Annotated in this window: 15 protein-coding genes; 11 read left to right on the forward strand and 4 right to left on the reverse strand. The window is 63.8% G+C overall.

Annotated elements, in window-relative coordinates:
* Window positions 1–246: 246 nt before the first annotated feature.
* The gene (locus tag ASD63_RS12000) at window positions 247–1377 is read right to left on the reverse strand and encodes a citrate synthase (RefSeq protein ID WP_060522062.1); all 1131 of its coding nucleotides are present in this window, start codon (window positions 1375–1377) and stop codon (window positions 247–249) included.
* Window positions 1378–1452: 75 nt separating this feature from the next.
* On the opposite strand from ASD63_RS12000, the gene ASD63_RS12005 reads away from it, so the two are divergent.
* Window positions 1453–2544 (forward strand): citrate synthase/methylcitrate synthase, encoded by a 1092-nt coding sequence (locus ASD63_RS12005; protein ID WP_060529383.1) that lies wholly within the window; start codon window positions 1453–1455, stop codon window positions 2542–2544.
* A gap of 5 nt (window positions 2545–2549) precedes the next feature.
* Here ASD63_RS12005 and ASD63_RS12010 read toward each other — a convergent pair whose 3' ends face one another.
* Window positions 2550–2885 (reverse strand): MurR/RpiR family transcriptional regulator, encoded by a 336-nt coding sequence (locus ASD63_RS12010; RefSeq protein WP_234824439.1) that lies wholly within the window; start codon window positions 2883–2885, stop codon window positions 2550–2552.
* Between the two features lie 185 nt (window positions 2886–3070).
* Between ASD63_RS12010 and ASD63_RS12015 the strand changes: the two genes are divergently transcribed.
* The 10 genes from ASD63_RS12015 to ASD63_RS12060 all read left to right on the forward strand — a co-directional run bounded on the left by ASD63_RS12015 (window position 3071) and on the right by ASD63_RS12060 (window position 12467).
* Window positions 3071–4339: an ABC transporter substrate-binding protein gene (locus ASD63_RS12015; protein ID WP_089042893.1), complete on the forward strand. Its 1269-nt coding sequence runs from the start codon at window positions 3071–3073 to the stop codon at window positions 4337–4339.
* Between the two features lie 66 nt (window positions 4340–4405).
* A complete protein-coding gene (locus ASD63_RS12020; protein WP_060529338.1) occupies window positions 4406–5281 on the forward strand; it encodes a sugar phosphate isomerase/epimerase in 876 nt (291 codons plus the stop codon).
* Window positions 5278–6075 (forward strand): hypothetical protein, encoded by a 798-nt coding sequence (locus ASD63_RS12025; RefSeq protein ID WP_060521866.1) that lies wholly within the window; start codon window positions 5278–5280, stop codon window positions 6073–6075. The genes ASD63_RS12020 and ASD63_RS12025 overlap by 4 nt, the downstream gene beginning before the upstream one ends.
* The gene (locus tag ASD63_RS12030) at window positions 6075–7001 is read left to right on the forward strand and encodes an ROK family protein (protein WP_060529339.1); all 927 of its coding nucleotides are present in this window, start codon (window positions 6075–6077) and stop codon (window positions 6999–7001) included. The genes ASD63_RS12025 and ASD63_RS12030 overlap by 1 nt, the downstream gene beginning before the upstream one ends.
* Window positions 6998–8071 carry a sn-glycerol-3-phosphate ABC transporter ATP-binding protein UgpC gene (gene ugpC, locus ASD63_RS12035; protein WP_060529340.1) on the forward strand — a complete coding sequence of 358 codons (1074 nt, stop codon included), beginning with the start codon at window positions 6998–7000 and terminating at the stop codon, window positions 8069–8071. Before ASD63_RS12030 ends, ugpC begins: the two co-directional genes overlap by 4 nt.
* Before the next feature lie 7 nt (window positions 8072–8078).
* Entirely contained in the window at window positions 8079–8984 is a 906-nt protein-coding gene (locus ASD63_RS12040; protein WP_090296665.1) for a sugar ABC transporter permease, read from the forward strand.
* Between the two features lies 1 nt (window position 8985).
* Entirely contained in the window at window positions 8986–9825 is an 840-nt protein-coding gene (locus ASD63_RS12045; RefSeq protein WP_060529341.1) for a carbohydrate ABC transporter permease, read from the forward strand.
* Between the two features lie 34 nt (window positions 9826–9859).
* Window positions 9860–10945 carry a Gfo/Idh/MocA family oxidoreductase gene (locus ASD63_RS12050; RefSeq protein WP_060521871.1) on the forward strand — a complete coding sequence of 362 codons (1086 nt, stop codon included), beginning with the start codon at window positions 9860–9862 and terminating at the stop codon, window positions 10943–10945.
* A 34-nt stretch (window positions 10946–10979) separates the two neighbouring features.
* A complete protein-coding gene (locus ASD63_RS12055; RefSeq protein WP_043618747.1) occupies window positions 10980–11546 on the forward strand; it encodes a TetR/AcrR family transcriptional regulator in 567 nt (188 codons plus the stop codon).
* A gap of 69 nt (window positions 11547–11615) precedes the next feature.
* Entirely contained in the window at window positions 11616–12467 is an 852-nt protein-coding gene (locus ASD63_RS12060; RefSeq protein ID WP_060521872.1) for a cupin domain-containing protein, read from the forward strand.
* Window positions 12468–12567: 100 nt separating this feature from the next.
* On the opposite strand, the gene minE is transcribed toward ASD63_RS12060, so the two are convergent.
* On the reverse strand, window positions 12568–12828 hold the full coding sequence (gene minE, locus ASD63_RS12065) for a cell division topological specificity factor MinE (protein ID WP_060529342.1): 261 nt from the start codon (window positions 12826–12828) through the stop codon (window positions 12568–12570).
* A complete protein-coding gene (gene minD / locus ASD63_RS12070) occupies window positions 12825–13640 on the reverse strand; it encodes a septum site-determining protein MinD (RefSeq protein WP_034798389.1) in 816 nt (271 codons plus the stop codon). The genes minE and minD overlap by 4 nt, the downstream gene beginning before the upstream one ends.
* Between the last annotated feature and the right edge of the window lie 19 nt (window positions 13641–13659).

Raw genomic sequence — 13659 nt, forward strand, 5'->3', positions numbered from 1 at the left:
GTCGCCGGCAATATTCAGTCTCGAAAATGAAGGTATTACTTCCATGCGCCGCCGTCATGTTAATAACGCGTAATATTTCGGCAGACATCTCCGGAAATCCGCTTCATTAACATTATTTAATAAAGGCCAATTCGCTCCCGATTGACGGATATTCTTTCCCCAGGCGCGTATTGTGGCCCTTTTGCGGCCGCCCGCCCGCGCCTTTTCTAGTCAATCGAGCCTAGGGCTGAGGGCGCGGAGGAGGAGCTACGATCCGGCATAGTGGGCGCGCGGCCGGATCAGATCGCCGCTGACGACCTGTTCCATCGCGTGCGCGAGCCAGCCGACGGTGCGTGCAAGGGCGAATATCACCATCGGCGCGTCATCGGGTAAATCATAGGCGGCAGCGAGCGCCGCCAGAGAGAAGTCGAGATTGGCCGGTTCTCCGAGCAGTTCCTCGCCGGCCTCGGCCAGCGCGGCATAGAGCGGCGGCACGTCGAAGCTCGACATGATGGCCTTCGCGCGCGGGTCGCCGTCCGGATAGAGCCTGTGGCCGAAAGCCCGGACCACGCCGTCCGAAGACAGCATGGTACGGATCGCCTCGCGCACCCCGCCCACGGCCGCCTGTTCGGCAAGCCGCGTGACGCTCAGCCAGGCGCCGCCGTGCCTGGGGCCGGTGAGGGTGGCGAGACCCGAAAGTGTGGCGGCGGAAAGTGCGGCGCCGGACGACGCGGTGACCCGTGCTGCAAAGGCGGAAACGTTGAGCTCGTGTTCCGCCGTCAGCACCAGGCATCGACGGATCGGCTCCGCCACCTCCGGCCGCTCCCAGCCCTGCGCCAGGCGCTCGTGCAGCGGCACGGTTTCCCGCGACGGCGCAAGCCCGGCGGCAACGGTCGCCAGCACCTCGGCGGCCTCGGCCTTCAGGATGGCGGGCCTGCGTCCGAGCGCCGGCAGGTCGGCTTCGATGCGCCCGGCGAGAAGCGTAAAGGTCGTTGCTAGCCGCGATTGGCTGCTGCCGGGATCGTGCGCTGGAACAACAACCGCCGCCGGTGTCAGCCAGAGCAGGGCGGCGACCTCCTCCAGGGTTGCTGTGGTGGCAAGTTCGATCGCGTTGCTGCCGCGGTAGGAGAGTTGCCCTCCGGCGATGCTGGAGATCGTCGTTGGCAGTACCGGCTCGCCCCAGCGGATCGTCTCGGCCGCCACGACCGCCGCCTGCCGCCTGCCGGCGTGGCGCTCGGCCAGCCGGTGCACGTCGTCGGCCTGGTAGAGGCTGCGGCGCGGGTCGGCGGGGTCGGGCTTGGCGCGAATGCGGCCGCGGCTGACATTGGCATAGAGCGTCTGCCGTTTGCTGCCGAGCTTGGCGAGCGCCTCTTCGGCGGTGATCCAGAGTGTATTCATGTTGATCAATTGCATCAAGATTGACGTCAATAGGTCTAGGTCGGATCATCCTCGGCGTAAAGGAGAAACTTGATGATGAAGAACGGACTTGAAGACGTCGTCGCCGCCGAAACGCAGCTCTCCCATGTTGACGGCGAGGCGGGTCAGTTGATCATCCGCGGCGTCTCGCTCGATCACCTGGCCGGCCACGCAAGCTATGAGGATGTCGTGGCGCTGTTGTTCGAGGGGCTGCTGGGGCCGATGCCGGACCGGGTTGAACTCGCGAAGCGTCTGGGTGAGAAGCGAGCGGAAGTGTTCGCCCATGTTGGCGCCATCGACGATGCGTTGCTGGAACTGCCGCCGGTCGACATCATGCGCGCGCTCATCGCCCGGCTCCCGGATGGGGAGGACCTCGATACGGCCCTACGTCTGCTCGCCGCGCCGGCCGTCTTCCTGCCGGCGGCGCTGCGCATGAAGAGCGGTGAAGCTCCGGTCGCGCCGACGCCGGCGCTGTCGCACGCCGCCGATATCCTGGCGATGCTCTGTGCCAAGGTGCCGAGCAGACAAGAAGTGGCGGCGCTCGACGCCTATCTGGTGACGATCTCGGACCACGGCCTCAACGCCTCGACCTTCGCCTCGCGCGTGGTCGCCTCCACCAAGGCCGGTCTCACCTCTTCGGTGCTTGCCGCCATCGGGGCGCTCAAGGGGCCGCTCCATGGCGGTGCGCCTGGTCCGGTGCTCGACATGCTGGACGCGATCGGAACGCCTGAGAATGCGGAGGCCTGGCTTTCCGACGCGCTTGACCACGGCGAACGGCTGATGGGCTTTGGCCACCGTGTCTATCGTGTCCGCGACCCCCGCGCCGATGCGCTGAAGGGCGCGCTGAAACGACTGATCGCTGCGCATCCGGCCAACCGCGATCGCATTCAACTGGCAGAAGAGGTCGAACAATCGGCGCTCGCCGTCCTGAAGGTGCGCAAGCCCGACCGCCCGCTCGACGTCAACGTCGAGTTCTACACGGCGCTGCTGCTCGATGCGCTGAGCTTCCCGCGCGACGCCTTCACCGGCGTGTTCGCGATCGGTCGCACCGTCGGCTGGATCGCCCATGCCCGCGAGCAGGCGTTGGAAGGCCGCCTTATCCGGCCGCGTTCGCTCTATGTCGGGCCGCTGCCGCAACAGGCCGCGTGAGTGTTCTATGCTGAGGCGGAGACCATCGGCGCATTTCGCAGGTGTTGTTGAAAGAACGCCTTCAGGTCGCGGAAGTCATCGAAACCAAGGACGGTCGCAAAACGGGCGACCGTCGTCGGCGAGACGGCGCAGGCAAGCGCGATCGAGCGGGCGCTGCCAAAGGCGACGAGGTCCGGCTTTGCCAGCGCGACCAGGGCGATCTGTTCGAGCTGCCGCGGAAGTCTGAGCGCCCTGGACGCAAACATCCTCTTTAGCTCCCCCATGTCGCCGGGGCGCCTTTGCGCCGCGTTCGTTTCGGCAACCGCATTTCCATGGCTTGTCGACACGGTGGTGCTCTCCATCACATTCCTCCTCAACTCGCCTCGCAGGCAGGGTGGGTGCATCCTCTCGAAAACGGCCGGATGCGGGCTGTTTCCCCACCCTCCTGCTCGCCTCCATGTTTTTTCGCTTTACTGTACCGTCCGGACGGTATAGTAAATCAATCATCGCTGATCGCAACAACACGTTTTCTGGGGAGGAGACGAGAATGCGTTGGATGAAGTGCTTCAAGGCGGCCGCCATGGCCGGTGTCGCTTTTGCCGCCATGCCGGCGGCTGCGGCCGAAGTCTCGATTTTCTGCAGCTCGGCCGGCGCCGAGCTCGAGCTTTGCCAGTCGGCCTCCGAGGCCTGGGCCAAGGAAACCGGCAACACCGTCAAGATCAACAAGATGCCAGCCAACTGGGGCGAGGCGCTGCCGCTCTACCAGCAGCTGCTCGCCGGCAAGTCCGGCGACGTCGACGTTCTCACGCTCGACAACATCTGGGTCGGAACGCTGGCGCCGCATCTGGTCGACCTGCGCGAAAAGGTTCCGGCCGACGAAGTCTCCGCCCATTTCGAATCCTCGCTCGCCGACGCCACCATTGGCGGCAAGCTTCTGGCAATGCCCTGGTTCGTCGATGCCGGCCTGATGTTCTACCGCAAGGATCTTCTTGAAAAGTACGGCAAGGGCGAACCGAAGACCTGGCAGGAGTTGACCGAGACGGCGAAGTTCATCCAGGACAAGGAACGCGCCGGCGGTAGCCCCGATATGTGGGGCTATGTCTGGCAGGGCCGCGCCTATGAGGGGCTGACCTGCGACGCGCTTGAATGGGTCGCTTCCTTCGGCGGCGGCAATTTCATCTCGCCGGACGGCACCATCACCGCGAACAATCCCGAGGCCGTGAAGGCGCTTGATCTCGCCCGTTCCTGGATCGGCAACATCAGCCCTGAGGGCGTGCTGAACTATGACGAGGAAGGCTCGCGCGGCGTCTTTGAAGCCGGCAATTCCGTCTTCCACCGTAACTGGAGCTATGTCTGGGGCACGACCCAGGCTGAGGACTCCTCGCTGCGCGGCAAGATCGGCGTCATGGCGCTGCCTGTCGGAGCGGAAGGCCAGAAGTCGAGTGGCTGCTACGGTGCCGGCCTGCTTGGCGTTTCCAAATATGCCGACGATGTCGATGCGGCTGTCAGCCTGGTGCGTTACCTGACTGGCGCGAAAGAACAGAAGCGCCGCGCGCTTCAGGCCTATAGCCCGACCTTGAAGGCGCTTTACGAGGACAAGGACATCCTCGCCGCCAATCCGTCGCTCGCGTTTGCCGAAAAGGCCTATGCCGAAAGCGCCTCGCGGCCGTCACAGGTGACCGGCGCTTCCTACAACCGCGTTTCGCAGCGGATCTTCAATGGCGTGCACAATGTGCTGAGCGGCAAGGAAAGTGCTGCGGATGCACTCGTCAAGGTCAGCAGCGATCTGGAGCGGCTGAAGGCGCGGGGCTGGTAAGCCCGCCTCGACGATACGGGGTCCGGCGTGACGGACCCCGCCACCACAGGATCTGAGGAAACTAACGTGAATATTGCGATCGCACCGTGCTGCTGGGGCATCTACTGGCCCCAGGGGAATGATCTCGGCTGGACCGATTATCTCGGCCGCATCCATGCGGCCGGCTACCGGCACACCGAACTCGGCCCTTACGGCTACTTCTCCACGGATGCCAAGGTGCTTTCGTCCGAGCTGGCGCGCCGCGACCTCAAGGTCATCGCGGCCGCGCATGTGCATACGCTTGCCGATGCATCCACCTGGCCGGTGCTTGAGGAAAAGGCGCAGGCGATCTGCAAGTTGCTCGCCGAAAACGGCGGCACGCATTTCATCCTGATGGACGAATCGGAGTTCTATCGGAAGGATCGCATGGGGGTCGTCGACGGGGCCGGCTGGCGCGCGATGATCGACCAGACGAACCGGGCGGCTGAGATCGCCCGCAGCCACGGGCTGCAGTTCAGCTTCCACCCGCATGTCGGCACCTGTGTCGAGCTAGAGGAGCAGATCGAGCGGCTGCTTGCCGATACTGATCCCGATCTCGTCGGGCTCTGCCTCGATACCGGCCATCACGCCTATTGGAAGGCCGACCCGATCGCCTTCTATCGACGCCACCGCGACCGCATCAATTCGGTGCATCTGAAGAATGTCGACGGTACCTTCCGCGAGCGCGTGCTTTCCGAAGGCATCCACTCGGACCGCGCCTTCGAAGAGGGCATAATGACCGATCTCGATCGCGGCGTCGTCGATATCGTCGCCTTCCTGTCGGTGTTGCGCGAGACCGGATACGACGGCCCGCTGGTGGTCGAGCAGGATCTGGCACTGAACCATCCCGATACGCCGGAAACGATCGCCCGGCGCAACCATGACTTCGTCTCGAAGCTTCTTGTGAACGGGGCCGGCGCATGAAGGTCGAAATCCACGATACGCCCGCTGCCATCGGCGATCGCCTTGCGGAGCGGATCATTGCCGGTATCCGGCAAGCGAGTGTTGCGGGACGAAGCTACGTTCTCGGCTGCCCGGGTGGGCGCAGTCCGCTGCCGATCTATGAGGCGCTCGGACGCCGTCTTGCCGGCGAGCCCGTCGATTGCTCGCGGCTGATCATCGTCATGATGGACGAGTATCTCCGCCCCGCAGAGGGTGGCAGTTTCGCTCCGCCGCCGTCGGAGGCGCATTACTCCTGCCGTGGCTTCGGCGAACGCGAGATCGTCGGCCGCATCAATGCGTCCCTGCCGGACCACTTCCGCATTCCATCCGAAAACTTCTGGATGCCGGATATCGCGGCACCTGGCGGCTACGATCAGCGCATCGCTGCCGCCGGCGGTATCGATCTTTTCCTGCTCGCCTCCGGCGCCGGTGATGGTCATATCGCCTTCAACCCGCCGGGCTCTGCCCGCGACAGCGGCACCCGCATCGTTGCCCTTGCCGAACAGACGCGGCGCGACAATCTCGCGACCTTCCCGGATTTTTCAGGCATCGACGACGTGCCCTCCCATGGCGTGACGATCGGCATCGGCTCGATCGCCGAACAGTCGAATGCCGTCGCGATGATCGTCTGGGGTCAGGGAAAGCGCCACGCCTTCTATCGCCTGACCAGTGCGCGTGCCTACGATCCAAGCTGGCCGGCCACCATCGCCGTCGAATGCCGGAGCGCCGAACTCTACGCCGATGCCGACGCTGCCGGTGAGTGGGGAGCGCGGTGATGGGCCAGCATGCCATCGGCATCGATGTCGGGGGAACGAAGACCAAGGCCTGCCTTGTTCGTCTCGCCGACGGCGCCGTGATCGCCGAGCGCACCGAGCCGACCCGCTGCCAGGAGGGCGGTGCCGCCGTGCTGGAACTGGTGGCCGCGCTCGCCGAGACCATTCGCCACGAAGGCGAAGCGCGTGATGTCGAGACGACCGGTCTCGGCGTCTGCTTGCCGGAACTGGTGACCGGCGCCGGCGAGCCGGCCTCCGCCTGGAACTTCGACTGGCGCGGCCTCGACTATCACGGTCGTCTCAGCGGTTTCGGGCGGCTGCATATCGACAGCGACGTGCGCGCCGCCGCCTTCGCCGAAGGCTGGATTGGCGCAGGCCGCGGTATCGATCCGTTCGTCTACGTGACCATCTCCACCGGGCTTTCCCATTCGCTGGTGATCGGCGGCGCGCCCTATGCAGGAGCCCGTGGCTTCGCCATCCATTTCTCGGGCAGCGATCTCGTCGCCTTCTCGGGCGAAGGGCAGGACCAGGCGGTTCGCCACAACCTCGAGCTTTTTGCGAGCGGCAAGGCCTTGGGCGAGCGTTATGGCCGTATGATTGGCCGACCGGACGCAAGCGCGCTGCAGCTCTTCGAAGCCGAAGCTCAGGACCCGCGGGCCGCACAGATGGTGGCCGACGGCCTCCTGTCGCTCGCCTCCTATCTTGGCCAGCTCGTCAACACGCTCGATCCGGCCGTGCTCATTCTCGGCGGCGGCATCGGCGGCGACCCGTCGGTCAATGCGCGGCTCGCCACGCTGACGCGGCCATTCATCTGGGCCGATGGCGCGCGCGACATGCCGATCGTTCCAAGCCTCCTCGGTGATGCGGCCTGCGCCATCGGCGTGGCTGCGCTTGCAAACAGGACTGCCAACCAGACGGTGCGCCAATGAGTGGAATTGCCCTTACCAATGTCGTCAAGCGTTTTGGTGCGCTGACCGTGATCGACAAGGTCAACCTTTCGGTCGCAGAAGGCGAGTTCGTCGTCTTCGTCGGTCCCTCCGGATGCGGGAAGTCGACGCTTTTGCGCATGATCGCTGGGCTCGAGGAAATTACCGACGGCGAGTTGCAGATCGGCGGCGCGCGCATGAACGAGACGGCGCCGGCACGTCGCGGCATCGCCATGGTGTTCCAGTCCTACGCGCTCTATCCGCATATGAGCGTCGAGCGCAATCTCGGCTTCGCGTTGGAAACGGCGCGGCTTGCCGGCGGCGAAATCAAGGAGCGGGTAGCGAAGGTTGCCCGGTTCCTCAAGATCGAACATCTGCTCGCGCGTCGTCCGGCGCAACTTTCGGGCGGCCAGCAGCAGCGCGTCGCCATCGGCCGCGCGCTCGTCCGCTCGCAAAAGCTGTTCCTGTTCGATGAGCCGCTGTCCAATCTCGATGCCGATCTGCGCATGGAGATGCGGGTGGAGATCGCTCGCATCCATCGCGAGCTCAAAGCCACCACCGTCTACGTCACCCACGACCAGCTCGAAGCGATGACGCTGGCGGACCGCATCGTCGTCCTGAAGGACGGTCGCATCTCGCAGGTCGGCACGCCAATGGAACTTTACGAGCGGCCGGCCAACAAGTTCGTTGCCAGCTTCATTGGCGCGCCGCGCATGAATTTTCTTGCCGGGACGCTTGCCAATGACGCCGGGGGAAGCCGCCTCGACGTGCTCGACGCCCGCCATGGGCTTGGGCACCTTGGCTATGAAGGCGAAGTCAGCGTCGGCATCCGGCCCGAAGACTTGATCCTCGGCGGCGGCGATGTCCGCCTGCCGGCGACCGTGCAGCTTGTCGAGCCGCTGGGCGGCGAGGCGCTGGTTCACGCGCGTCTCGGCAACGGCCAGTCGCTGGTCGTCAAGGCGCAGGGCAAGCCCGATCTGAAGCCGAATGCCCACATCACCGTCGGTTGGCTGACGTCGAAGGCGCATATTTTCGGTGCCGACGACATGGCGCTCTCGGCCAAGGGAGCGTGAGGCCATGATGGCGGGTTCACGATCAACAGGACTGCGGCAGGCGCGGGTTCGCACCGCCTGGCTCTTTCTCGCGCCAAGCCTGCTCGTCCTGACCGGTGTGGCGCTCTGGCCGCTCGGCCGCACCTTCCTCTTTTCCTTCACCGACGCCCTGCTCACCGAGCCGGACTTCTATAGCTATGTCGGCTTCGACAACTACTATGCGCTGTTCGAGGATCCGCTCTGGTGGCAGTCGGTGCGCAACACGCTCTATTTCACCGTCATTTCCGTTTCGATCGAGACGGTACTTGGCCTGACGATCGCGCTGCTCCTCAATTCCCATATTGCCGGGCGCGGCATGATGCGAGCGATTATCCTGATCCCCTGGTCGATCCCGGTCGTCGTCAGCGCGCGCATGTGGCAATGGATGCTGCACGACCAGTTCGGCATCGTGAACCACGTTTTGAAGCTTGCCGGCGTGATTGAAAGTGGGGTTGCGTGGACTGCCAATTCGGCGCTGGTGATGCCCGTGATCATCGCCGTCGACGTCTGGATCACCACGCCCTTCATGGTGCTCCTCATTCTCGCGGGGCTGTCGATGCTGCCGCGCGGCATCTACGAGGCAGCGTCGATCGATGGCGTGCCGGCATGGAAGCAGTTCACCTCACTGACCCTGCCGCTGCTTGCCCCCAGCATCGCGGTCGCTGTGCTCTTCCGCCTGCTCGACGCGCTGCGCATGTTCGACCTGAGCTATGTGCTCTCCTCCAACAGCGACGACACCAAGACGGTCTCGATCTACGCCCGCGAAGTGCTCGTCAACTTCCAGGACATGGGCGTCGGCTCGGCCGCCAGCACCGCCGTCTTCCTGATGATCGCGCTGGTGACCGCCATCTACGTCACTGTCTTCCGTCTCAATCGCCGCCTCATGGGAGTTTGACATGGTCAGGAGCAACACCGGCAAACGCCTGCGCAGAATAGCGATCTACTCCCTCTTCGGGATCGTCGCGCTCTATACGCTGTTCCCGTTCTACTGGATGATCGCCTCGTCGATGAAGTCGGGCCAAGCGATCTTCGACGTGACCTTCTTGCCCGACCTGAAGTTCAACAATTACGCGGCGATCCTTTCGGACGGCGTCTTCCTGCGCTCGCTGCTCAATTCGCTGATCGTCGCCTTCTCGGTCGTGGCGCTGTCGCTGATGCTGGCGGTCGGTGCGGCCTACGCGCTCGGCCGCATCGATTTCCGTGGCCGCTCGCCGATCATGCTGCTCGTGCTGGGCGTTTCGATGTTTCCGCAGATCGCGTTGCTCTCCGGCCTCTTCGAGATGATCCGCTGGCTCGGGCTCTACAACACGATCGGCTCTCTGATTTTCGCCTATATGATCTTCACGCTGCCCTTCAACATCTGGGTGCTGACGACCTTCATGCGCGACCTGCCGAAACAGATCGAGGAGGCGGCGATCATGGACGGTTGCTCGCCGCTGCGGATCGTGCGCTGCATCTTCCTGCCGATGATGGGGCCGGCGCTGATCTCGACCGGGCTGCTTGCCTTCATCGCTTCGTGGAACGAGTTCATGTTCGCGCTGACCTTCATCCTCACCGACGAGAACCGCACCGTGCCGGTGGCGATCGCGCTGATCTCCGGGTCGAGCCGCTACGAATTCCCCTATGGGGCGATCATGGCCGCCTCGACCATCGTCACGGTGCCGCTGATCATTCTCGCGCTGATATTCCAGAAACATATCGTCTCCGGCCTGACGGCCGGTGCGGTCAAGGGTTGAAATGGCCTCCATTCGAGGCGGAAAGGGTACTCACATGCGTGTCGTTCGTGTTGGTTTGATCGGGCTTGGCGAAGTCAGCCAGCTCATGCATCTGCCGATCCTGGCCGATCATCGCCATCTGTTCGAAATCGCCGGCGTCTATGACGTGTCGCCGAGCCTGACGGCCTATTGTTCGGCCCGTTATCCGGGGGCGAAGACGTATGAAACCGCGGAAGCGCTCGTCTCCGCGCCTGATATCGATGCCGTCTTCATCCTGACGCCGGACCAGACGCACAGCTTCTATCTGGCTATGGCGCTGAAGGCGAAGAAACACGTCTTCCTGGAAAAGCCCGCCTGCCTGACGCTCGGCGAAATCGACGCGGTCGCGCCGCTGGCCGACGCCACGGACCGGCTCCTCTTCGTCGCCTATATGCGCCGCTATTCGCCAAGCTTCCTGCGCGCCAAGGCGATGATGCCGGCTGAGAGCGATGTGCGTTACGTCCGCGTCCGCGACATCATCTGCGAAGGTCCCTTCTTCATCCGCCAGACCCGCAATATCTTCTACCCCACGGATCTCGACCAGGCGTTCCTGGCGGAATCGCGCGCCCAGACGACGGCGCTTTTGAAGCAGGTGGTTGGCGAGGATGCGCCCGCCGATCTGATGCGTGCCTATCAGGTGCTGACAGGGCTTTCGTCGCACAGCCTTTCGGCGATGCGCGAACTGATCGGCCTGCCGAAGCGGGTCATTGCTGCGCATCACAAATGCAACGGCGAATCCATTGTCGCTCTGTTCGACTACGGCCACTTCACCGCGATCTACGAAGCCATGATCGACAACGTCGCCCGTTTCGATGCCCGAATAGAGGTGCTTTCCGATCGCCGGCAGCTGCGCGTCAGCTACGACACGCCCTATATCCGCAACCTGCCGACTGCGCTCGAAGTGATCGACAGCACCGACACCGAGACCGAAACGCGCACCTTCGGCCCTGATTACACCGACCCCTTCGCCCTGGAGCTGCGCGCCTTCCACGACCATCTCGTCAACGGCACCAAGCCGAAGACGACACTCTCGGATTCGCGTCAGGATCTGGCGCTGATGGCCGAGATCGTCGGTCGCCTGCGCGAGAGTTCGGGGCTATAGCAGGACACGTTTCACACACTTGAGTTGTATCGACATGGCAAAACGCGAAACCGCACGTGACCGTATCCTCACCGCCGCCGAAGCGATCGTCGTCGGCAAGGGCGTGTCGTCCCTCACCTTCGACGAAGTGGCGGAGCAGACCGGCCTCAGCAAGGGCGGCATCCTCTACCATTTCGCCAGCAAAGACGCGCTGGTGCGGGCGATGGTCGAACGTTTCGTCTACCGTTTTGAGACCGGTCTCTCCGGCCTCGAAACCGAGGACGAGGACCCGCATGGCCGCTATACACGCGCCTATGTGCGCGCCACGCTCGGCGAGGCCACAAGCACCGGCGATCAGTACGACCGCCTCGGTGCCAGCATCACCGCGGCGCTGTCGAACTTCCCCGACCTTCTGGAGATCGTGCGCCAGCAGAACATCCGCTGCCAGGCATCCGTCGAAAATGACGGCCTCGACCCTGTCGAGGCGACGATCACGCGACTGGCGGTCGAGGGCATGTGGCTTGCGGAAGTCTTCAACGTCATGCACCTCGACCCCGAGATGAAGCGCGCCGTCACCGCCCGGCTTTTGGAGCGGACGCACGCGCAAGCCCCGCCGAAATAGCGCGTTTCGCGCGCTGACATCCCCCCACATCGGCGCGCCGCTTCGCGCCCAGAACCAAGGAGTTTTCCGATGGGATACAAGCCGTCTCCCCGTCCTGTCTTCGATCGTCCTAGCCACATCCCCTATGCCGGCGTCACGCGGCATCTCTGGGGCGAGGAAAATGCCGGTCTCGTCGACGACTGGATCTACGCCTCGACGGAAAGCATTCACCAGATCGTCTTCGGCATGCAGCCCGGCGGCTGCTTCAAGCATACGGAGGCCTTCCGCACGATCTTTGGGGCCGACGAGGTACTCTACGTGCTGAGCGGTACACTCGGCCTTGCCAACCCCGAGACGGGTGAATTCTGCGTCGCGAAGGAAGGCGAGGCGCTGTTCTTCCGCAAGGACACCTGGCACCACGGTTTCAACCTTGGCAACGAGCAGGTCCGCGTGCTGGAGTTCTTCGCGCCGCCGCCGGCCAAGGGCACGTCGGGCCCCTATGCGCGCACCAAACCCTATATCGAGATCGAGCAATCGCGCTATGGCCAGAGCGAGTTCATCGGTCGCTGGCCGATGGACGCCGACGCCCAGCGGAAGGCCAGGACAATCCATCCGATGCGCGATGCCGATCTGCTCTTAAGCCTCGATCGGCAAACGCAGGGCGCCTATACCGGCCTCTATTGCGCGACCGATCAGCTCACCGTCGGCAAGACGACGCTGCTTTCGGGAAAACGCACCGGCATGGAGCGCCACAAGGGGGACGAATGCCTCTACGTGGTGTCGGGTATCTTGAACATCCATGTGCCCGATGCCGAAGGCCAGGTCTGGTTCGAGCTCAACCCGCGCGACGGCTTCTATATTCCGGCGGGTTTCGATCACCAGTATTTCAACATGACGGGCGACAAGGTGGAGTTCGTCTTCGGTGTCGCCCCGGAGTACTGATCTCAGACAAAAAATACGGCAGTACCCGCTGGATGCTGCCGTATCTGAAAACAGGAAGTCGGCCGAGAGGAACGTTGCTTCCCAAACAAGTTGGCGGCCCTTAGGCCGCCTTCTTTGCGTCGAAGGGGATCTCGATATCGACGGCGAGCGTCGAGACCTGGGGACCGCGCTCCATCGTTACGCGGACCTTGTCGTCGTCGATCTGCATGTGCTTGGAGATCGCCTGGAGGATTTCGTCGCGCAGTTTGGTGACGAGATCGCTATCGCCGGCGGATGCGCGCTCATGGGCGAGCAGTACCTGCAGCCGTTCGCGGGCCGCCGGCGCTGACTGTGGGCGGGAGAAGAAACGGAAAAGGTTCATGCCGCTTTCCTTCCGAAGATCTTGCCGAGGAAGCTGCGCTTCTCGCCGGGGATGTTGATCGGCAGGGCCTCGCCCTTCAGTCGGCGAGCCGCCTCGAAATAGGCGAGCGCCGGGGCCGAGCGGGTGTCGGCCAGCGTGACCGGCGAGCCGACGTTGGACGCGCGCAGCACGTCGGCGCTTTCCGGGATGATGCCCATCAGCGGGATCGACAGGATTTCGAGCACGTCGTCGACCTTCAGCATGTCGCCGCGCTCGGCGCGTACCGGGTCGTAGCGGGTGAGCAGCAGGTGCTTTTCCATGCGCTCGCCGTTTTCCGCCTTGAGCGTCTTGGAATCGAGCAGGCCGATGATGCGATCGGAATCGCGCACCGACGAGACTTCCGGATTGGTCACGACGATCGCGATGTCGGCGTGGCGCATGGCCAGCGTCGCGCCGCGCTCGATGCCGGCGGGGCTATCGCAGATGACCCAGTCGAAGGCGCTCTGAAGGGCGGCGATGACCTTCTCGACACCTTCCGGCGTCAAGTTGTCCTTGTCGCGGGTCTGGGAGGCTGGCAGCAGATAGAGCGTTTCCAAGCGCTTGTCGCGGATCAGCGCCTGCGACAGCTTGGCCTCGCCCTGGATCACGTTGACCAGATCATAGACCACGCGGCGTTCCGCGCCCATGACGAGGTCGAGATTGCGCAGACCGACGTCAAAGTCCACGACGACGACTTTCTCGCCGTTCTGAGCGAGTGCGGCGCCCAGTGCGGCGCTGGACGTCGTCTTGCCGACGCCGCCCTTGCCCGATGTAACTACGACTACCTTGCCCATTCGTCTCTCCAAGTATCTA

Origin of the sequence: Ensifer sp. Root558, assembly GCF_001427045.1 — a bacterium.
Classification (GTDB): Bacteria; Pseudomonadota; Alphaproteobacteria; order Rhizobiales; family Rhizobiaceae; genus Ensifer; species Ensifer adhaerens.